General features: G+C 70.7%; 19 protein-coding genes. 15 read left to right on the top strand and 4 right to left on the bottom strand.

Features of this window, described 5'->3' with window-relative positions; genetic code table 11:
• Positions 1–3 precede the first annotated feature (3 nt).
• The 3 genes from ACFWAR_RS09380 to ACFWAR_RS09370 all read left to right on the top strand — a co-directional run bounded on the left by ACFWAR_RS09380 (position 4) and on the right by ACFWAR_RS09370 (position 2422).
• Complete coding sequence (locus tag ACFWAR_RS09380) at positions 4–657, top strand: hypothetical protein (protein WP_385774786.1); 654 nt, start codon at positions 4–6, stop codon at positions 655–657.
• Between the two features lie 150 nt (positions 658–807).
• The gene (locus ACFWAR_RS09375) at positions 808–1500 is read left to right on the top strand and encodes a demethylmenaquinone methyltransferase (protein ID WP_385774784.1); all 693 of its coding nucleotides are present in this window, start codon (positions 808–810) and stop codon (positions 1498–1500) included.
• A gap of 10 nt (positions 1501–1510) precedes the next feature.
• Positions 1511–2422, top strand: a complete 912-nt coding sequence (locus ACFWAR_RS09370; protein ID WP_385774782.1) for a glutaminase — start codon at positions 1511–1513, stop codon at positions 2420–2422.
• A gap of 187 nt (positions 2423–2609) precedes the next feature.
• Here the strand turns inward: ACFWAR_RS09370 and ACFWAR_RS09365 are convergent, their stop codons facing one another.
• A complete protein-coding gene (locus ACFWAR_RS09365) occupies positions 2610–3137 on the bottom strand; it encodes a GNAT family N-acetyltransferase (protein ID WP_385774780.1) in 528 nt (175 codons plus the stop codon).
• Positions 3138–3235: 98 nt separating this feature from the next.
• Here ACFWAR_RS09365 and ACFWAR_RS09360 point away from each other — a divergent pair, with 98 nt between their 5' ends.
• The gene (locus ACFWAR_RS09360; protein ID WP_385774778.1) at positions 3236–4519 is read left to right on the top strand and encodes a geranylgeranyl reductase family protein; all 1284 of its coding nucleotides are present in this window, start codon (positions 3236–3238) and stop codon (positions 4517–4519) included.
• Positions 4520–4567: 48 nt separating this feature from the next.
• On the opposite strand, the gene ACFWAR_RS09355 is transcribed toward ACFWAR_RS09360, so the two are convergent.
• From ACFWAR_RS09355 to ACFWAR_RS09345, 3 genes are all read right to left on the bottom strand, one after another.
• Positions 4568–5032: a hypothetical protein gene (locus ACFWAR_RS09355; RefSeq protein WP_385774775.1), complete on the bottom strand. Its 465-nt coding sequence runs from the start codon at positions 5030–5032 to the stop codon at positions 4568–4570.
• A 12-nt stretch (positions 5033–5044) separates the two neighbouring features.
• Positions 5045–5407: a hypothetical protein gene (locus ACFWAR_RS09350; RefSeq protein WP_385774773.1), complete on the bottom strand. Its 363-nt coding sequence runs from the start codon at positions 5405–5407 to the stop codon at positions 5045–5047.
• Positions 5408–5728: 321 nt separating this feature from the next.
• On the bottom strand, positions 5729–6589 hold the full coding sequence (locus ACFWAR_RS09345) for a C40 family peptidase (protein ID WP_385774771.1): 861 nt from the start codon (positions 6587–6589) through the stop codon (positions 5729–5731).
• 736 nt (positions 6590–7325) lie between these two features.
• Between ACFWAR_RS09345 and ACFWAR_RS09340 the strand changes: the two genes are divergently transcribed.
• Genes ACFWAR_RS09340 through nuoK form a run of 11 tightly spaced genes read left to right on the top strand, consistent with a single transcriptional unit; the run spans position 7326 to position 18019 of the window.
• Complete coding sequence (locus tag ACFWAR_RS09340) at positions 7326–7685, top strand: NADH-quinone oxidoreductase subunit A (RefSeq protein ID WP_283452259.1); 360 nt, start codon at positions 7326–7328, stop codon at positions 7683–7685.
• A gap of 15 nt (positions 7686–7700) precedes the next feature.
• Entirely contained in the window at positions 7701–8255 is a 555-nt protein-coding gene (locus ACFWAR_RS09335; protein ID WP_330331952.1) for an NADH-quinone oxidoreductase subunit B family protein, read from the top strand.
• The gene (locus ACFWAR_RS09330; protein ID WP_385774768.1) at positions 8252–9001 is read left to right on the top strand and encodes an NADH-quinone oxidoreductase subunit C; all 750 of its coding nucleotides are present in this window, start codon (positions 8252–8254) and stop codon (positions 8999–9001) included. The genes ACFWAR_RS09335 and ACFWAR_RS09330 overlap by 4 nt, the downstream gene beginning before the upstream one ends.
• On the top strand, positions 9001–10335 hold the full coding sequence (locus tag ACFWAR_RS09325) for an NADH-quinone oxidoreductase subunit D (RefSeq protein WP_385774766.1): 1335 nt from the start codon (positions 9001–9003) through the stop codon (positions 10333–10335). Before ACFWAR_RS09330 ends, ACFWAR_RS09325 begins: the two co-directional genes overlap by 1 nt.
• A 50-nt stretch (positions 10336–10385) precedes the next feature.
• Positions 10386–11108, top strand: coding sequence for an NADH-quinone oxidoreductase subunit NuoE (gene nuoE / locus ACFWAR_RS09320; protein WP_385774764.1), 723 nt, complete (start codon positions 10386–10388; stop codon positions 11106–11108).
• Complete coding sequence (gene nuoF / locus ACFWAR_RS09315) at positions 11108–12457, top strand: NADH-quinone oxidoreductase subunit NuoF (protein ID WP_354382690.1); 1350 nt, start codon at positions 11108–11110, stop codon at positions 12455–12457. The genes nuoE and nuoF overlap by 1 nt, the downstream gene beginning before the upstream one ends.
• Positions 12454–14964, top strand: coding sequence for an NADH-quinone oxidoreductase subunit G (locus ACFWAR_RS09310; protein ID WP_385774762.1), 2511 nt, complete (start codon positions 12454–12456; stop codon positions 14962–14964). Before nuoF ends, ACFWAR_RS09310 begins: the two co-directional genes overlap by 4 nt.
• Complete coding sequence (gene nuoH / locus ACFWAR_RS09305; protein ID WP_385774760.1) at positions 14961–16325, top strand: NADH-quinone oxidoreductase subunit NuoH; 1365 nt, start codon at positions 14961–14963, stop codon at positions 16323–16325. The genes ACFWAR_RS09310 and nuoH overlap by 4 nt, the downstream gene beginning before the upstream one ends.
• On the top strand, positions 16318–16917 hold the full coding sequence (gene nuoI, locus ACFWAR_RS09300) for an NADH-quinone oxidoreductase subunit NuoI (protein ID WP_385774758.1): 600 nt from the start codon (positions 16318–16320) through the stop codon (positions 16915–16917). Before nuoH ends, nuoI begins: the two co-directional genes overlap by 8 nt.
• Entirely contained in the window at positions 16914–17723 is an 810-nt protein-coding gene (locus ACFWAR_RS09295; RefSeq protein ID WP_385774756.1) for an NADH-quinone oxidoreductase subunit J, read from the top strand. The genes nuoI and ACFWAR_RS09295 overlap by 4 nt, the downstream gene beginning before the upstream one ends.
• Positions 17720–18019: an NADH-quinone oxidoreductase subunit NuoK gene (nuoK, locus tag ACFWAR_RS09290; RefSeq protein ID WP_007265827.1), complete on the top strand. Its 300-nt coding sequence runs from the start codon at positions 17720–17722 to the stop codon at positions 18017–18019. The genes ACFWAR_RS09295 and nuoK overlap by 4 nt, the downstream gene beginning before the upstream one ends.
• Positions 18020–18022: the final 3 nt, after the last annotated feature.

Raw genomic sequence — 18022 nt, 5'->3', positions numbered from 1 at the left:
CCCATGCTGACCCTGCACACCGCCGACCTGCTCGTCACCGGACCGGGAGCGGCTCCGCTGGCGGGCGGGGCGGTCCTGGTCGAGGGCGACCGGATCGCCGCCGTGGGCGCGTACGAGGCCCTCGCCGAGGCGAACCCGCACGCCCGCACGCGGCGCTGGCCCGGGGTGCTGACCCCGGGGCTGGCCGTGCGCGGGGCGGACGTGCTGCTGGAGCGGACGTACTACCCGGACGATCCGTACGAGATCGCCGAGCTGGGCGCGGACCCGATCAGCGGGGCCGGGGCCCTGGACGCCCTGGAGCTGACCGAGGCCCGCTGGGGCAACAGCGCCCGGCGGGCCACCCAGAAGCTGCTGTCGCGCGGGGTGGTCGCGGTCAGCGGCCGGCTGCGCGTGCCGGCCGTCCGCACGGCGGTCACCCGCTCGGGGCTGGCGCTGCTGCCCGCGCCCGCGGCGGCCACCGACCCGCCGGTCCCTTCGCTGGATCCCTTCGCGGGGCGGGAGACGGCCGCCGCTGCGTTCCACGGGTCGCTGGAGCGCGGCGGCCCGGCCCGCTTCGCCGCCTTCGACACGGCCGACCTGGACGCCCTGCTGGCGCGCGGCGCCACCACCTGCGTGGCCACGGTCATCGGCGGCCGCCTCCTGCACCGCCGCCGCTGACCCGGCGCCCTCCCGCCCCCCGGACGGGTGCGGGCCCGGCGCTGCGGGGCGGGGCGGGCCTGCGAGAATGAGGGGGCACCCCCACCGCGTCGTGCCCGCCGCCCGCGCCCCGCGCGGCGACGCCGCACCCGAGCTCTGCGAGGCCAACCAGTGACCCGCGCATCCCTGGACAAGCAGCCGCACGAAGTCGCCTCCATGTTCGACGGAGTGGCGGCCAACTACGACCTCACGAACGACGTCCTCTCCCTCGGGCAGGCCCGGCTGTGGCGCAAGGAGGTCGCCAGGGCGGTCGACGCGCGTCCCGCCCAGAAGGTGCTCGACCTGGCCGCCGGCACCGCGACCTCCTCGCTGCCCTTCGCCGCGACCGGTGCGTACGTCGTCCCCTGCGACTTCTCCCTCGGCATGCTCCGCGAGGGCAAGAAGCGCAACCCGTGGCTGCCGCTGACGGCGGGCGACGCGACGAAGCTGCCGTTCAAGGACGACGTCTTCGACAGCGTGACGATCTCCTTCGGGCTGCGCAACGTGCAGGACACCGAGAGCGCGCTGCGCGAGATGTACCGGGTCACCAAGCCCGGCGGACAGGTCGTCATCTGCGAGTTCTCGCAGCCGACCTGGGCCCCCTTCCGGACCGTCTACACCGAGTACCTGATGCGCGCCCTGCCGCCGGTGGCCCGCGCGGTGTCCTCCAACCCGGACGCGTACGTCTACCTCGCCGAGTCCATCCGCGAGTGGCCGGACCAGAGCGCCCTCGCCCAGCTGCTGCAGAAGGCCGGCTGGGGCAAGGTCGCCTGGCGCAACCTCAGCGGCGGCATCGTGGCGCTGCACCGCGGCACCAAGGCGTAGGGAACGGGCCGTGGACTACCAGGAGCTGCTGGAGCGGATCGAGGCGGACATCGCCCCGCTCGTCGGCAGCGGGACGCCCGCCGAGTACATACCGGCGCTGGCGTCCGTGGAGCCGCGGCAGTTCGGCATGGCGATCGCCGACCTCGACGGGAAGGTCCACGGGGTCGGCGACTGGCGCACGCCGTTCTCCGCGCAGTCCATCACCAAGGTGTTCGCCCTCGCCCTCGCCCTCGCGGAGGGCGGCGACAGCCTCTGGGAGCGGGTCGGGCGCGAGCCCTCCGGCAATCCCTTCAACTCGCTGGTGCAGCTGGAGTACGAGAACGGCATTCCGCGCAATCCGTTCATCAACGCGGGCGCCCTCGTCGTCACCGACCGGCTCCAGACCCTCACGGGTGACGCGAGCAGCGAACTCCTGAAGTTCCTCCAGGAGGAGAGCGGCAACCCGGACGTCGCCTTCGACGCGGAGGTGGCCGCCTCGGAGCAGGAGAACGGCGACCGCAACGCGGCGCTGGCCCACTTCATGGCCTCGTACGGGAACCTCGACAATCCGGTCCAGGCCCTCCTCGACCACTACTTCTGGCAGTGCTCGATCGAGCTGACCTGTGCCGACCTGGCGCTCGCCGCCCGCTTCCTGGCCCGGCACGGGCTGCGCGCCGACGGCTCGCGGCTGTTGACCCGCAGCGAGGCCAAGCAGGTCAACGCGGTGATGCTGACGTGCGGAACGTACGACGCGGCGGGCGAGTTCGCCTACCGCGTCGGCCTGCCCGGCAAGAGCGGGGTCGGCGGCGGCATCGTCGCGGTCGTCCCGGGCCTGTGCACGCTCGCCGTGTGGAGCCCCGGGCTGGACGCCCAGGGCAACTCGGTGGCGGGTGTGGCGGCCCTGGACCGGTTCACGACGCTGACCGGCCTCTCGGTCTTCTGAGGCGGGACCTTCGAGATCGCGCCCTAGGGGGTGTCTGACGGATGTCCGTGGGGAAGGAGCGGTGTCCGGTGCGTGCTCTCGGCGTGCCGACCGGAAGCCCGTGTACTGGACGTACTCAGGTTTTCGGTCGGTGCGGCGAGAGTGCGTGCCGGGCGCCGCGACGCCACGGACATCCGTCAGACACCCCCTAGGCCGTCCCGCGGAAGTCGAGGGTGTACTTGCGGCCCGGGTTGCCACTCGGAGAGGTGAACTCCTCGGCCAGGTCCATCCCGATCCGTTCCGCGACCGCGATCGACCGGGTGTTGCGGGAGTCGATCATCGCCATGACGTGCGGGACGCCCGCGGCGCGGACCCGTTCGACGGTGGCGAGCGCGGCGGCGTAGGCGTACCCCTTGCCCCAGAAGTCGCGGCCGAGCCGCCAGCCGATCTCGATCTCCCCCAGGGGCGGCCCCCACGGCTTGGGCCACGGCTGGGCGCCGGTGAAGCCCATGACGGCGCCGTCCGGGTCCACGAGGGTCCACAGACAGAAGCCGTGCCGTGCGTCGTGCATCCGCTGGCGGGCGGTGAACTCCTCGTACACGGAGAGCTCGGCGGGACCGCCCAGGAACTCCATGACGTCGGGATGGCCGAACACCCGGTGCCAGGCGTGCGCGTCCTCATCGGTGGGCACGCGCAGCTGTACATCGGGCAGTGGCCGGGTCGGCGAGACGGTCATCGTGGGCAGCCCTTCGGATCGTGATCTCTCTCGCTGCTTAGACTGCACATGTCTCGTGCCGTTCGGCACCCCTTATCGAGCCTTCGGGAGATCCCGCAGTGACCGAGCCCCTCTCCGAACACTCCGCGGATGTGATCGTCGTCGGGGCCGGGCCCGCCGGCTCCACCACCGCCTACTACCTCGCCAAGGCCGGACTCGACGTCCTGCTCCTGGAGAAGACGGCGTTCCCGCGCGAGAAGGTGTGCGGCGACGGCCTGACCCCGCGCGCGACCAAGCAGCTCGTCGCCATGGGCATCGACGTCTCCGAAGAGGCCGGCTGGCTGCGCAACAAGGGCCTGCGGATCATCGGCGGCGGGCAGCGGCTCCAGCTGGACTGGCCCGAGCTGGCCTCCTTCCCGGACTACGGACTCGTGCGCAAGCGCGACGACTTCGACGAGACCCTCGCCCGGCAGGCCCAGAAGGCCGGCGCCCGGCTGTACGAGCGCTGCAACGTCGGCGAGCCGATCCGCGACGCCCGTACGGGGCACATCACGGGCGTGCACGCGAAGCTCGGGGAGGAGAAGAAATCCGTCACCTTCCGCGCCCCGCTGGTGGTCGCGGCCGACGGCAATTCCTCCCGTCTGTCCCTGGCGATGGGCCTGCACCGGCGCGAGGACCGCCCGATGGGCGTCGCCGTCCGCACGTACTTCACCTCGCCGCGCCACGACGACGACTACCTGGAGTCGTGGCTGGAGCTGTGGGACCGGCGCGGCGCGCAGGACCGCCTCCTCCCCGGCTACGGCTGGATCTTCGGCATGGGCGACGGCACGTCCAACGTCGGCCTCGGCATCCTCAACTCCTCCTCCGCCTTCAAGGAGCTGGACTGGCGCGAGGTCCTCAAGGCGTGGTGCGCGTCGATGCCCGCCGACTGGGGCTACACCCCGGAGAACATGACGCAGCCGATCCGCGGCGCGGCCCTGCCCATGGCCTTCAACCGGCAGCCGCACTACACCAAGGGCCTGCTGCTGGTGGGCGACGCGGGCGGGCTGGTCAATCCGTTCAACGGCGAGGGCATCGCCTACGCGATGGAGTCGGGCCAGATCGCGGCCGAGGTCATCGTCCAGGCCCACGCCCGCGCCACTCCGGCCCAGCGCGAACTGGCGCTGCACAGCTACCCGAAGGTCCTCAAGGAGACCTACGGCGGCTACTACACGCTGGGCCGCGCCTTCGTGAAGCTGATCGGCAACCCGAAGGTGATGAAGATCGCCGCCCAGCGCGGCCTCACCCACCCGGTGCTGATGCGCTTCACCCTCAAGATGCTGGCGAACCTGACCGACCCCCAGGGCGGCGACGCGATGGACCGCATCATCAACGGCCTGAGCAAGGTGGCCCCGAAGGCCTGACCGGATGCGCCTCCGCCCGCCGCGGCGATGCGGCGGGCGCGGGGCGGTTCAGTACGTCGGGCAGAGGTGGGTGTGGACCGTGTCGCGGATGCGGGACGCCTTGGTGGGGCCGAAGCCGTCCGGGTGGGCGGGGGAGGTGAAGCGCACGGCCGCGATGTCGTTCTGGCGCTTGCGGTCCCCGGGGGAGCGCGCGATCGTCTGGCACAGGCTGCGGCCGTGTTCGACGGCCTTGTCGGGCTTGTTGTGGACGATGTCCGCGTCGATGGCCGTCAGGGCCGCGAGGTACTTCGCCTGGGTCTCCGCGTCCGGCAGCGGCGGGGGCGTCTTCGCCCTGGGGTCGGCCGACTTGCCGTTCTTGTCCGGTTCCGGCGGGGGCGAGGGCGTGACCACGGGCGCCGCGGCGGGCCCCGTCCTGGCCGGGGGCAGCGTGCCGTCCTGAGCGCTCCCGCAGGCGGTGAGGCCCGCGGCGGCGATGACGGCGCCGAGTAAGACGGAGGTCGCGCGACGGTTCACTGAACTCCTCGGTTACGCCGGAGGGTCCGGCGGGGCGAGCTGCGGGAAGGACGCGATGGCGCCGTTCCCGGTGGTCACGTCGTCCAGCGACGCGGCGTCGGATCCGTGCACGGCGTGGACGCCGCGGCGGATCAGCAACAGCCCGCACAGCAGGACGGCCAGTGAGGAACCCCAGTACAGGGCCAGGACGGCGGGGCCGTCGGGGCGGGTCCAGGGGCGGGTGGTGGTCAGCAGCCAGCCGCCGAGGGCGAGGAGGCCGAGGCCGGCGGCGGCCGCGAGCGCCGTCGCGTCGGGGGCGGACGCGCGGTCGTACTGTCCGCGCCGCCCGTGCTGTCCGTCGTGCTCGCTGTGGTGCGCGTCGTGGTGCGTGCTCAATCCGGCCACCTCCTGCCCACGATGGTAGGGCTCGGGGGCGTGCATCGGAGCCGCCCGTTCCGGGGTGGTTCGCCGCGCGGGCCGGTGTCCGGCTCCCGTACGCGGGGTCGCGGAAGCGGCCCTGGGGCCTGTGGGGCCGTCAGGGCGCGTGCGCGGGGTGGGAAGTCCCCCGGAGGCGCGGTGGTCGCGCACAGGGGCCCTCGGCGGTCCTCGTGCGCGGCGGCGCGGTGGCAGGAGGGTGCGCGAGGGCCGGTACTCGCCCCCCGAGCGGGGGAGTACCGGCCTGCGGCGGTCCTGCTTCCGGCCTCGATCCGGGTGGGATCAGAGGATGCGGACGGCGCCCGTCGGCGGGTCGTAGCTCAGCGAGCGCTCGACGATGCCGGTGTTGGAGTTCTGCGCGCCGATGAACTTGCCGCCGCCGGAGTAGATGGCGACGTGGTAGGCGCTGCCGCGGCTGCCCCAGTACAGGACGTCGCCCGGCTGGAGGTTGCTCAGCGAGACGGACGTGCCCTCGGAGGACTGGTCCTGCGACATGCGCGGCAGGGAGATGTTCGCCTGGCGGAACGCGGCCTGCACGAGACCGGAGCAGTCGAACGAGGACGGACCGGTGCCGCCCAGGACGTACGCCTTGCCGACCTGGTTGCGGGCGAAGTTGATGATGGCCGCGGCGGAGCCGGTGGCCGGGGCGCGGACGCCGGAGTCGTCGTCGGACGCCGAGGAGCCGGTGGACGAGCCGCCGGTGGAGCCCTTGGCGCTCGCGAGCTGCGTGCGGCCTTCGCCGCGGTTGGCGCGGTCGGCGTCGGCCTGGCGGTTGGCCTCGTCGGCGGCCTTCTTCTCCGCGTCGGCCTTGGCCTGGGCGTCGGCCTTGGCGAGCTTGGCCTCGGCGGCGGCGCCCGTACGGGCGGTCTCCTCCTGGGCGTTCAGCTCGCCCACGAGGGCCTGCGCCCGGGTGTTGTCCGCGGCCTTGATGACGGCGGAGGACACCTGGGAGCCGAGGTCCATGTTGAGGACCGGCATCTCGAGGGTGGTCTCGGTGGCGGGTTCGGCGGCGGGGGACGCGCTCGCCGTGCCGGCCATCGCCAGCGTGCTGAGAACGCCACCGGCAACTCCGGCGCGGACCGCGAGCTTCGAGGCGCTGCGGCGCGGCTTCCGGTGGCTGGGTATGTGAGCGGTGTGGGACATAGGGACAACCGGTATCAGGGGGTTGTGGGTCGCTTCAAGAAACGTGGTCTGCGCCACAGTTGCTTCAGATGAGGTTTAACCGGGCGCGTCGCGGGCCTTATTGACGCCGTAACGGGCGAACCGGACATGCGGCCGCAAGCCTGTGATCATGGGGTTTCTGTAAAAAGTCCGAATTGGCCAGGTGGCTACCATCCACTCGACCAGATGGCCAAGCCCCCTTTCCGTCGGGGGAATTCCAGTGTGGCGCAGGTCACAGAACCGTCAGGCGATGTGGGCGTTGTGACCCGCCTGTGATGCGTCCGTGAAGTTCGTGAACGAAAGCACGCGTCCACCCGCGTCCTCGGGGGGTCCCCCGGGCGGGCTACACGGCTTCCCTTTATCACCCGCGCCGACGCGCCGCCAATTTGCATGCAGTGCGCAGCATTTGATAGGGCGACACCCCTTCCACCTGCGATGACGAGCCCGGATGTCACCTTTGGTGATCATGTGGATGCTTCGCGTACGAAGATCACCACTCATCGGACTTCATGATCGTTCGTCAGGTGGTGGAGATCACAAACTCGTTGTTGTTACCCGTGTCGCAGATCACAGACCGCCGGGCATAAGATGCGCACCAGTCCGGCTTGTGAACTGCCTCACATGCGAGCGTTCGATTGAGTACGTGATCTTCGCGAGGCGGCACAGCGCGCCGGTGCAGCGGTCCAACGGTCAAGGACGACTGGAAGGAGCGAGGAGCGTGAATGCGTACGCGCCCATCCTCGTGCTCGGCGCCCTCGGCGCAGGGTTTGCGATCTTCTCCGTGGTCATGGCCACGCTGATCGGCCCAAAACGGTACAACCGGGCAAAGCTTGACGCCTATGAATGCGGGATCGAACCGACCCCGGTTCCGGCCGGCGGTGGTCGCTTCCCGATCAAGTACTACCTGACGGCGATGCTCTTCATCGTCTTCGACATCGAGGTTGTCTTCCTCTACCCCTGGGCCGTCACCTTCGACTCCCTGGGGATCTTCGGGCTCGTCGAGATGCTGCTCTTCGTGCTCACCGTCTTCGTCGCCTACGCGTACGTATGGCGGCGGGGCGGCCTGGAATGGGACTGAGGGGCTGAATTCTCCATGGGACTGGAAGAGAAGCTGCCGAGCGGCTTCCTGCTGACCACCGTCGAACAGGCCGCGGGCTGGGTGCGCAAGTCATCCGTCTTCCCGGCCACGTTCGGCCTCGCCTGTTGCGCCATCGAGATGATGACCACCGGAGCGGGCCGGTACGACCTGGCCCGCTTCGGCATGGAGGTCTTCCGTGGCTCGCCGCGCCAGGCCGACCTGATGATCGTGGCCGGCCGGGTGAGCCAGAAGATGGCGCCCGTACTGCGGCAGGTGTACGACCAGATGCCTTCTCCCAAATGGGTCATCTCCATGGGGGTTTGCGCATCATCGGGTGGAATGTTCAATAACTATGCAATTGTCCAGGGCGTCGACCACATCGTCCCCGTGGACATCTATCTGCCCGGTTGCCCGCCCCGCCCCGAGATGCTGATGGACGCGATCCTCAAGCTCCACCAGAAGATCCAGGGTTCCAAGCTCGGTGTGAACCAGCAGGAGGCGGCCCGCGAGGCGGAGGAGGCGGCCCTCAAGGCGCTCCCCACCATTGAGATGAAGGGTCTGCTCCGGTGAGCGCGACGAACGACGCGACCAATGGCCGCGCGCACGAAGGGCCGGAGGGGAACGGGAACGTTCCCGCGCCCCGCGGCGGCGCCGCGGGCGAGGTCATCGGCGTCCGCAAGGGCATGTTCGGGGCCACGAAGGGCGCCGACACCAGCGGCTACGGCGGCCTCGTGCGCACCGTGGCCTTCCCGGGCGCCAGCAGCCGACCGTACGGCTCGTACTTCGACGAGGTCGCGGACGAGCTCGAAGGCGCCCTGGAGGAGCAGGACCTGGTGCCGGAGAACGCCATCGAGAAGACGGTCGTGGACCGCGGCGAACTCACCTTCCACATCGCGCGCGAGCACCTCCTGACGGTGGCCTCCACCCTGCGCGACGACCCGGCCCTGCGCTTCGAGCTGTGCACCGGGGTCTCCGGCGTCCACTTCCCGGACGACAAGGGCCGCGAGCTGCACGCCGTCTACCACCTGCGCTCGCTCACCCACGGTCGGGTGCTGCGGCTGGAGGTGTCGGTCCCGGACCGCGATCCGCACCTGCCGTCGCTGGTGTCGGTCTATCCGACCAACGACTGGCACGAGCGCGAGACGTACGACTTCTTCGGCCTGGTCTTCGACGGGCACCCGGCCCTCACCCGGATCATGATGCCGGACGACTGGCAGGGCTTCCCGCAGCGCAAGGACTACCCGCTCGGCGGCATCGCCGTCGAGTACAAGGGCGCCCAGATCCCGGCTCCCGACCAGCGGAGGTCGTACAGCTGATGTCCACTTCACCCGAGACGTCCCACGCCTCCTCCCGCGAGACCACCGAGGGCACCGTCTACACCGTCACCGGCGGCGACTGGGACGAGGTCGTGCAGTCGGCCGCCCGCGCCGACGACGAGCGGATCATCGTCAACATGGGTCCCCAGCACCCGTCCACGCACGGCGTGCTGCGGCTGATCCTGGAGATCGACGGCGAGACGGTCACCGAGGCCCGCTGCGGAATCGGCTACCTGCACACCGGGATCGAGAAGAACCTCGAGTTCCGCAACTGGACGCAGGGCACCACCTTCGTGACGCGGATGGACTACCTGACGCCGTTCTTCAACGAGACGGCGTACTGCCTGGGCGTCGAGAAGCTCCTCGGCATCACGGACCAGGTGCCCGACCGCGCCACCGCCATCCGCGTCCTGCTGATGGAGCTGAACCGGCTCTCCTCGCACCTGGTGTGCATCGCCACCGGCGGCATGGAGCTGGGCGCGACCACGATCATGATCTACGGCTTCCGGGACCGCGAGCTGATCCTCGACATCTTCGAGCTGATCACCGGTCTGCGCATGAACCACGCGTTCATCCGCCCCGGCGGCCTCGCCCAGGACCTGCCCCCGGGCGCGATGGACCAGCTGCGCGACTTCGTGAAGACCATGAAGAAGAACCTGCCGGAGTACGACAAGCTCGCCACCGGCAACCCCATCTTCAAGGCCCGCATGCAGGACGTCGGCTACCTCGACCTCACCGGCTGCATGGCGCTCGGCGCCACCGGCCCCGTCCTGCGCTCGGCGGGTCTGCCGCACGACCTGCGCAAGACGGACCCGTACTGCGGGTACGAGGAGTACGAGTTCGACGTTCCGACCACCGAGTCCTGCGACTCCTACGGCCGGTTCCTGATCCGCCTCGAGGAGATGCGGCAGTCGCTGCGGATCGTCGAGCAGTGCCTGGACCGGCTGGAGCCCGGACCGGTCATGGTCGCCGACAAGAAGATCGCCTGGCCCGCGCAGCTGGCGATGGGACCGGACGGCCTCGGCAACTCGCTCGACCACATCAAGAACATCATGGGCACCTCGATGGAGGCCCTCATCCACCACTTCAAGCTGGTGACCGAGGGCTTCCGGGTACCGGCCGGCCAGGCGTACGCGGCCGTCGAGTCCCCCAAGGGCGAACTGGGCGTCCACCTCGTCTCCGACGGCGGCACCCGCCCCTACCGGGTCCACTTCCGCGACCCGTCCTTCACCAACCTGCAGGCCATGGCGGCGATGTGCGAGGGCGGCCAGGTCGCCGACGTCATCGTGGCCGTCGCCTCCATCGACCCCGTGATGGGAGGCGTCGACCGATGACCACCGCGCTTTCTGGAGGGGACACCCCCCAGTCCCCCCTCTCACTGGGGATGCCCCAGCTGCCCGCCCCCGACTACCCGGCCGAGGTGCACGCCCGGCTCGCGGCGGACGCGCAGGAGGTCATCGCCCGCTACCCCGACAGCCGCTCCGCGCTGCTGCCGCTGCTGCACCTCACGCAGTCGGAGGAGGGGTACGTCTCGCGCACCGCGATCCGCTTCTGCGCCGAGATGCTGGGCCTGACCACCGCCGAGGTCACCGCCGTCGCCACCTTCTACACGATGTACCGGCGCAAGCCCTCGGGCGACTACCAGGTGGGCGTCTGTACGAACACCCTGTGCGCGGTCATGGGCGGCGACGCCATCTTCGACGAGCTGAAGCAGCACCTGGGCGTCGGCAACAACGAGACCACCGGCGACGGCAAGGTGACGCTGGAGCACATCGAGTGCAACGCGGCCTGCGACTTCGCCCCCGTGGTGATGGTCAACTGGGAGTTCTTCGACAACCAGACCCCCGAGTCCGCGAAGGCCCTGGTCGACGACCTGCTCGCGGGCCGCCCGGTGCAGCCGACCCGGGGCGCGCCGCTGTGCACGTACAAGGAGACGGCCCGCATCCTGGCCGGCTTCCCGGACGAGCGCCCCGGCGCCGTCGAGGCGAGCGGCGGCGCGGGTCCCGCCTCGCTGATCGGCCTGCGGATCGCGCGCGGCGAGGTCCCGCACCAGAGCGGCAAGGTCGTCGGCCCGCGCGCCGAGGCGAGCGCCGAGGAGGGGGAGTGATGACGGTGACCACCGAACTGAACGAGAACGGCACCAGCCCCGAGAAGCTGCTGGCGCCCGTGCTCTCCGCCTTCTGGGACGAGCCGAACTCGTGGACGCTGGAGACCTACCGGCGCCACGACGGGTACGAGGGCCTGCGCAAGGCGCTCGCGATGACCCCGGACGACCTGATCGCCTACGTGAAGGACTCGGGGCTGCGCGGCCGCGGCGGCGCCGGCTTCCCGACCGGGATGAAGTGGCAGTTCATCCCGCAGGGCGACGGCAAGCCGCACTACCTGGTCGTGAACGCGGACGAGTCGGAGCCGGGGACCTGCAAGGACATCCCGCTGCTCTTCGCCAATCCGCACTCCCTCATCGAGGGCATCGTGATCGCCTGTTACGCGATCCGCTCGCAGCACGCCTTCATCTACCTGCGCGGCGAGACCGTCCCCGTACTGCGCCGCCTGCACGAGGCCGTGCGGGAGGCGTACGCGGCGGGCTACCTCGGCAAGGACGTCCTCGGCAGCGGCCTGGACCTGGAGCTGACGGTCCACGCGGGCGCGGGCGCGTACATCTGTGGTGAGGAGACCGCGCTCCTCGACTCGCTCGAAGGCAGGCGTGGCCAGCCCAGGCTGCGTCCCCCCTTCCCCGCGGTCGAGGGGCTCTACGCGTGCCCCACCGTGGTGAACAACGTCGAGTCCATCGCGTCCGTTCCCGCGATCCTGAACCGGGGCAAGGACTGGTTCAAGTCGATGGGGACCGAGAAGTCCCCCGGCTTCACGCTGTACTCGCTGAGCGGGCACGTCGTGGGACCCGGCCAGTACGAGGCCCCCCTCGGCATCACCCTGCGCCAGCTCCTCGACATGAGCGGCGGCATCCGCCCCGGGCACCGGTTGAAGTTCTGGACCCCCGGCGGCTCCTCCACCCCGATGTTCACCGAGGAGCACCTGGACGTGCCCCTGGACTACGAGGGCGTCGGCGCGGCCGGTTCCATGCTGGGCACCAAGGCCCTGCAGTGCTTCGACGAGACGACCTGCGTGGTCCGGGCGGTCACCCGCTGGACGGAGTTCTACGCGCACGAGTCCTGCGGCAAGTGCACGCCGTGCCGCGAGGGCACGTACTGGCTCGTCCAGTTGCTCCGCGACATCGAGGCGGGCAAGGGCGTCATGTCCGACCTCGACAAGCTGAACGACATCGCCGACAACATCAACGGCAAGTCGTTCTGCGCGCTCGGCGACGGCGCGGCCAGCCCCATCTTCTCCTCGCTGAAGTACTTCCGCGCGGAGTACGAGCAGCACATCACGGGCAAGGGCTGCCCCTTCGACCCCAAGAAGTCGACCCTCTGGGCTGACACGGAGGTGAACGCGTGACCGTCACCAGTAATGCTCCCGCCGGTGGCGGCGAGGCCGTGGTGCCGCCGCAGGACCTGGTCTCCCTCACCATCGACGGCGTCGAACTGTCGGTGCCCAAGGGGACCCTGGTCATCCGTGCCGCCGAGCAGATCGGCGTCGAGATCCCCCGGTTCTGCGACCACCCGCTGCTCGCCCCGGCCGGTGCCTGCCGCCAGTGCATCGTCGAGGTGGAGGGCCAGCGCAAGCCGATGGCCTCCTGCACCATCACCTGCACCGACGGCATGGTCGTCAAGACGCAGCAGACCTCGCCGGTCGCGGACAAGGCCCAGCGCGGGGTGATGGAGCTGCTGCTCATCAACCACCCGCTGGACTGCCCGGTATGCGACAAGGGCGGCGAGTGCCCGCTGCAGAACCAGGCGATGTCGCACGGCAACTCCGAGTCCCGCTTCGAGGGCCACAAGCGCACCTACGAGAAGCCGGTCCCGATCTCCACCCAGGTGCTGCTGGACCGCGAGCGCTGCGTGCTGTGCGCGCGCTGCACCCGCTTCTCCAACCAGATCGCCGGGGACCCGATGATCGAGCTGTTGGAGCGCGGCGCGCTCCAGCAGGTCGGCACCGGCGAGGACGACCCCTTCGAGTCGTACTTCTCCGGCAACACCATCCAGATCTGCCCGGTCGGCGCGCTCACCTCGGCCGCCTACCGCTTCCGCTCGCGCCCCTTCGACCTGGTCTCCTCCCCGAGCGTGTGCGAGCACTGCGCGGGCGGTTGCGCGACGCGCACCGACCACCGCCGCGGCAAGGTGCTGCGCCGCCTGGCGGCCGAGGACCCCGAGGTCAACGAGGAATGGGTCTGCGACAAGGGCCGCTTCGGCTTCCGCTACGCGCAGCGCCCCGACCGGCTGACCACTCCGCTGGTGCGCGGCAGCGACGGGGTCCTCGCCCCGGCGAGCTGGCCCGAGGCGCTGGCGGCCGCGGCCGCCGGGCTGTCCGCGGCGCGCGGCCGGGCGGGGGTGCTCACCGGCGGTCGGCTGACCGTCGAGGACGCCTACGCCTACGCCAAGTTCGCGCGGGTGGTGCTCGACACCAACGACATCGACTTCCGGGCCCGGGTGCACAGCGCGGAGGAGGCCGACTTCCTGGCCTCCTCGGTCGCCGGTCGCGGCAAGGACCTCGACGGCGACGGCGTCACCTATACCTCGCTGGAAGCGGCGCCCGCCGTGCTGCTCGTCGGCATCGAGGCCGAGGAGGAGGCCCCCGGCGTCTTCCTGCGGCTGCGCAAGGCCCACCTGGCGCGCAAGCAGCGCACCTTCGGCCTCGCGCCCTTCGCCACCCGCGGTCTGCAGAAGGCGGGCGGCACCCTGCTGGCCGCAGCTCCCGGCACCGAGCCCGAGTGGCTCGACGCCCTCGCCTCCGGCACCGGTCTGGAGGACGGCGGCCACGCGGCCGCCGAGGCGCTGCGGCTGCCGGGCGCGGTCATCGTCGTCGGCGAGCGGCTCGCGTCCGTTCCGGGCGCGCTGACCGCGGCCGTACGGGCGGCCACCGCGACCGGCGCCACCCTGGTGTGGATCCCGCGCCGGGCCGGTGAGCGGGCCGCGATCGAGGCGGGGGCGCTGGCGTCCCTGCTGCCGGGGGCCCGGCCGGCCACCGACCCGCGGGCCCGCGAGGAGGTCGCCGCGGCCTGGGGGCTGGACGAACTCCCGCACCGCTACGGCCGCGACACCGGCCAGATCGTGGAGGCCGCGGCGGGCGGTGAACTGGGCGCGCTGCTCGTCGGCGGCGTCGAGGTCGCCGACCTGCCGGATCCGGTCCGGGCGCGCGAAGCGCTGGGGGAGGCCTTCGTGGTCTGCCTGGAGCTGCGGCCGAGCGAGGTCACCGATCTCGCGGACGTGGTCCTGCCGGTGGCGGCCGTCGCGGAGAAGGCCGGTGCCTTCATCAACTGGGAGGGGCGGGTGCGTCCCTTCGAGGCCGCCTTGAAGCCCGACCAGATGACCCGCCGGCTGGCCCCGGCCGACGCCCGCGTGCTGCACATGCTGGCCGACGCCGCCGACCGGCCGATCGCGCTGGCCGACGTACACGCCGTGCGCCGGGAGCTGGACCGGCTCGGGCCGTGGGCCGGTGCCCGCGCGGGCGCGCAGGGCGTGGACACCGCGCCGCTGCCCCGGCCGGGCGCGGGCGAGGCGGTCCTGGCGGGCCACCGGCTGCTGCTGGACCAGGGTCTGCTCCAGCAGGGCGACGAGGCCCTGGCCGGGACCCGGCACGAGGCCAGTGCCCGGCTGTCGGCGGCCACCGCCGCCGAGACCGGGGTCAAGAGCGGTGACGTCCTCGCCGTCACCGGGCCGTCCGGTTCGGTGGAACTGCCGCTGCGGATCACCGAGATGCCCGACCGGGTGGTGTGGCTCCCGCTGAACTCCACCGGCCGCGGCGTCCTCGCGGACACCGGTGCCCGCCCGGGCGCCCTGGTCCGCATCGGCCCCGCGACCCGGCGGGCCGAGACCGGCGACGCCACTTCGGAGGTGGACGCGTGAACGGCGTACAAATCGCTGCCGAGGACCTGTCGCTGTTCGGCAAGGACGTCTGGTGGCTGGTCCTGATCAAGGCGGTGTTCTGCTTCGCCTTCCTGATGGTGACCGTGCTCTTCTCCATCGTGTGGGAGCGCAAGGTCGTCGCCTGGATGCAGCTGCGCATCGGCCCCAACCGGCACGGCCCCTGGGGCTTCCTCCAGTCGCTGGCCGACGGCGTCAAGCTGATGCTCAAGGAAGACATCGTCGTCAAGCGGGCCGACAAGGTGGTGTACATCCTGGCCCCGATCATCGCGGCGGTGCCGGCCTTCATGGCCATCGCGGTGATCCCCTTCGGGCCCTCCGACAACCAGGTCTCGATCTTCGGCCAGCGCACCACGATGCAGCTCACCGACCTGCCGATCGCGATGCTGTACGTGCTCGCGGTGGCCTCGGTCGGGATCTACGGCATCGTGCTCGCGGGCTGGTCGTCGGGCTCGACGTACCCGCTGCTCGGCGGCCTGCGCTCCTGCGCGCAGATGATCTCCTACGAGATCGCGATGGGCGCGGCCTTCGCCTCGGTCTTCCTCTACTCCGGGTCGATGTCGACCTCGAAGATCGTGGAGGCGCAGGGCGACCGCTGGTTCATCGTGCTGCTGCCGGTGTCCTTCATCATCTACGTCGTCACGATGGTGGGCGAGACCAACCGCGCCCCCTTCGACATGCCGGAGTCCGAGGGCGACCTGGTCGGCGGCTTCAACACCGAGTACTCCTCGATCAAGTTCGCGCTCTTCATGCTGGCCGAGTACGTCAACATGGTCACCGTCTCCTCGGTCGCGACCACCCTGTTCCTGGGCGGCTGGCGGGCCCCGGCGCCGATCTCGACGTACTGGGAGGGCGCGAACCACGGCTGGTGGCCGATGCTCTGGTTCGTCCTCAAGGTCCAGCTGTTGCTCTTCTTCTTCATCTGGCTGCGCGGCACGCTGCCCCGCGTGCGCTACGACCAGCTGATGAAGCTCGGTTGGAAGGTCCTCATCCCGGTCTCGGTCGTCTGGCTGATGCTGGTGGCGACCGTGCGGGCGCTGCGCAACGAGCGGTACGACTTCTCGGAAATCGTGCTGTACGTGGGCGGGGGCGTGGTGGCGGTGCTGCTGCTGTCCCTGGTCGCCGACGTCTTCCGCGACCGCAAGGGGAAGGCGGCCGCGGCGGCCGAACTGCGCGACGCGGAGCCCTTCGATCCGTTGGCGGGCGGTTTCCCGGTCCCGCCGAAGCCCGGCCAGCTCCTGGCACCCGTACCGCGCAGGCGTCCCCGCACCGAGCGGGAGCTGATCGTCAGCGGCGGGCCGAACAACGACAGTGACCGAGAGGAGGGTGCTGAGGATGTCTGACACCGACGAGAACGAGAAGTGGCAGAACCCGGTCGCCGGCTTCGGCGTGACCTTCAAGGCCATGTTCAAGAAGCGGCTGACCGAGCAGTACCCGGAGCAGCAGAAGACCACGGCCCCGCGCTTCCACGGACGGCACCAGCTCAACCGGCACCCGGACGGTCTGGAGAAGTGCATCGGGTGCGAGCTGTGCGCCTGGGCCTGTCCCGCCGACGCGATCTACGTGGAGGGCGCGGACAACACCGAGGAGGAGCGCTACTCCCCGGGCGAGCGCTACGGCCGCGTCTACCAGATCAACTACGCCCGCTGCATCCTGTGCGGGCTGTGCGTCGAGGCGTGCCCGACCCGGGCGCTGACCATGACGAACGAGTTCGAGCTGGCCGACTCCAGCCGTGAGGCGCTCATCTACACCAAGGAGCAGCTCCTCGCCGGGCTCACGGAGGGCATGGTCGAGGCTCCGCACTCGATCTTCCCGGGCACGGACGACCAGGACTACTACCGCGGGTTGGTGACGGAGGCGGCTCCGGGCACGGTCCGCCAGGTCGCCGTCTCCAAGGGCGAGGGCGCCGCCGAGGCCGAGGAGGTGGGCGCGTGAACGCCGTGGCCGCCGCCTCGCTGACCTCCACGGGTGAGGCCGTGCAGTTCTGGGTCCTGGGCACGGTCGCCGTGATCGGCGCGCTGTGCACGATCCTGATGAAGAAGGCCGTCCACAGTGCGCTGTGCCTGGCCGGGACGATGATCATCCTGGCGGTCTTCTACCTCGCCAACGGGGCGTACTTCCTGGGCGTCGTCCAGGTCATCGTCTACACCGGCGCGATCATGATGCTCTTCCTCTTCGTGGTCATGCTCGTCGGCGTCACCGCCGCTGACTCGCTCAAGGAGACCCTCAAGGGCCAGCGCTGGCTGGCGCTGCTGTGCGGGCTCGGCTTCGGCATCCTGCTGATCGCCGGGATCCGCAACGCCTCCCTGACCCACTTCAACGGGCTGGGGAAGGTCAACTCGGCGGGCCACGTCGAGGGCCTGGCCACGCTGATCTTCACCAAGTACGTGTTCGCCTTCGAGATCACCGGCGCGCTGCTCATCACGGCGGCCGTCGGCGCGATGGTGCTCACCCACCGCGAGCGCACCGAGCGGGCCGCGACCCAGCGCGAGCTGGCCGAGCGGCGCGTGCGCGAGGGCGTCCAGCTCCCGCCGCTGCCCGCCCCCGGCGTGTACGCCCGGCACAACGCGGTGGACGTCGCCGGTCTGCTGCCGGACGGCACCCCGTCCGAGCTGACCGTGAACCAGACCCTGCGCTCCCGGGGCCAGATCCGGGACGTGTCCGGCAAGGCGCTGGAGGACCTGAAGGCGCTGGAGCAGGCCTCGTCCGAGCGGCTCGGCCGTGAGGAGGCATCGAAGTGAATCCCGTCAACTACCTCTATCTCGCCGCCCTGTTGTTCACCATCGGCGCGGCGGGCGTGCTCATCCGCAAGAACGCGATCGTCCTGTTCATGTGCGTGGAGCTGATGCTCAACGCCTGCAACCTGGCCTTCGTCACCTTCTCCCGGATGCACGGCAACCTGGACGGTCAGATCATCGCCTTCTTCACGATGGTGGTCGCCGCCGCGGAGGTCGTGGTCGGCCTGGCGATCATCGTGTCGCTGTTCCGTACCCGCCACTCGGCCTCGGTCGACGACGCCAGCCTGATGAAGCTGTAAGGG

Origin of the sequence: Streptomyces sp. NPDC059917 (assembly GCF_042730635.1) — a bacterium.
Taxonomy (GTDB): Bacteria; Actinomycetota; Actinomycetes; order Streptomycetales; family Streptomycetaceae; genus Streptomyces.
The sequence above is the reverse complement of the archived record's forward strand: the minus strand, read 5'-3'. Positions and strand labels throughout refer to the sequence as shown.

Coding starts and splice junctions, on each gene's coding strand:
- ACFWAR_RS09380 (WP_385774786.1), top strand. CDS start 4: ATGCTGACCCTGCACACCGCCGACCTGCTCGTCACCGGACCGGGAGCG.
- ACFWAR_RS09365 (WP_385774780.1), bottom strand. CDS start 3,137: ATGACCGTCTCGCCGACCCGGCCACTGCCCGATGTACAGCTGCGCGTG.
- ACFWAR_RS09345 (WP_385774771.1), bottom strand. CDS start 6,589: ATGTCCCACACCGCTCACATACCCAGCCACCGGAAGCCGCGCCGCAGC.
- ACFWAR_RS09335 (WP_330331952.1), top strand. CDS start 7,701: ATGGGACTGGAAGAGAAGCTGCCGAGCGGCTTCCTGCTGACCACCGTC.
- ACFWAR_RS09325 (WP_385774766.1), top strand. CDS start 9,001: ATGTCCACTTCACCCGAGACGTCCCACGCCTCCTCCCGCGAGACCACC.
- nuoE (WP_385774764.1), top strand. CDS start 10,386: ATGCCCCAGCTGCCCGCCCCCGACTACCCGGCCGAGGTGCACGCCCGG.
- nuoF (WP_354382690.1), top strand. CDS start 11,108: ATGACGGTGACCACCGAACTGAACGAGAACGGCACCAGCCCCGAGAAG.
- nuoI (WP_385774758.1), top strand. CDS start 16,318: ATGTCTGACACCGACGAGAACGAGAAGTGGCAGAACCCGGTCGCCGGC.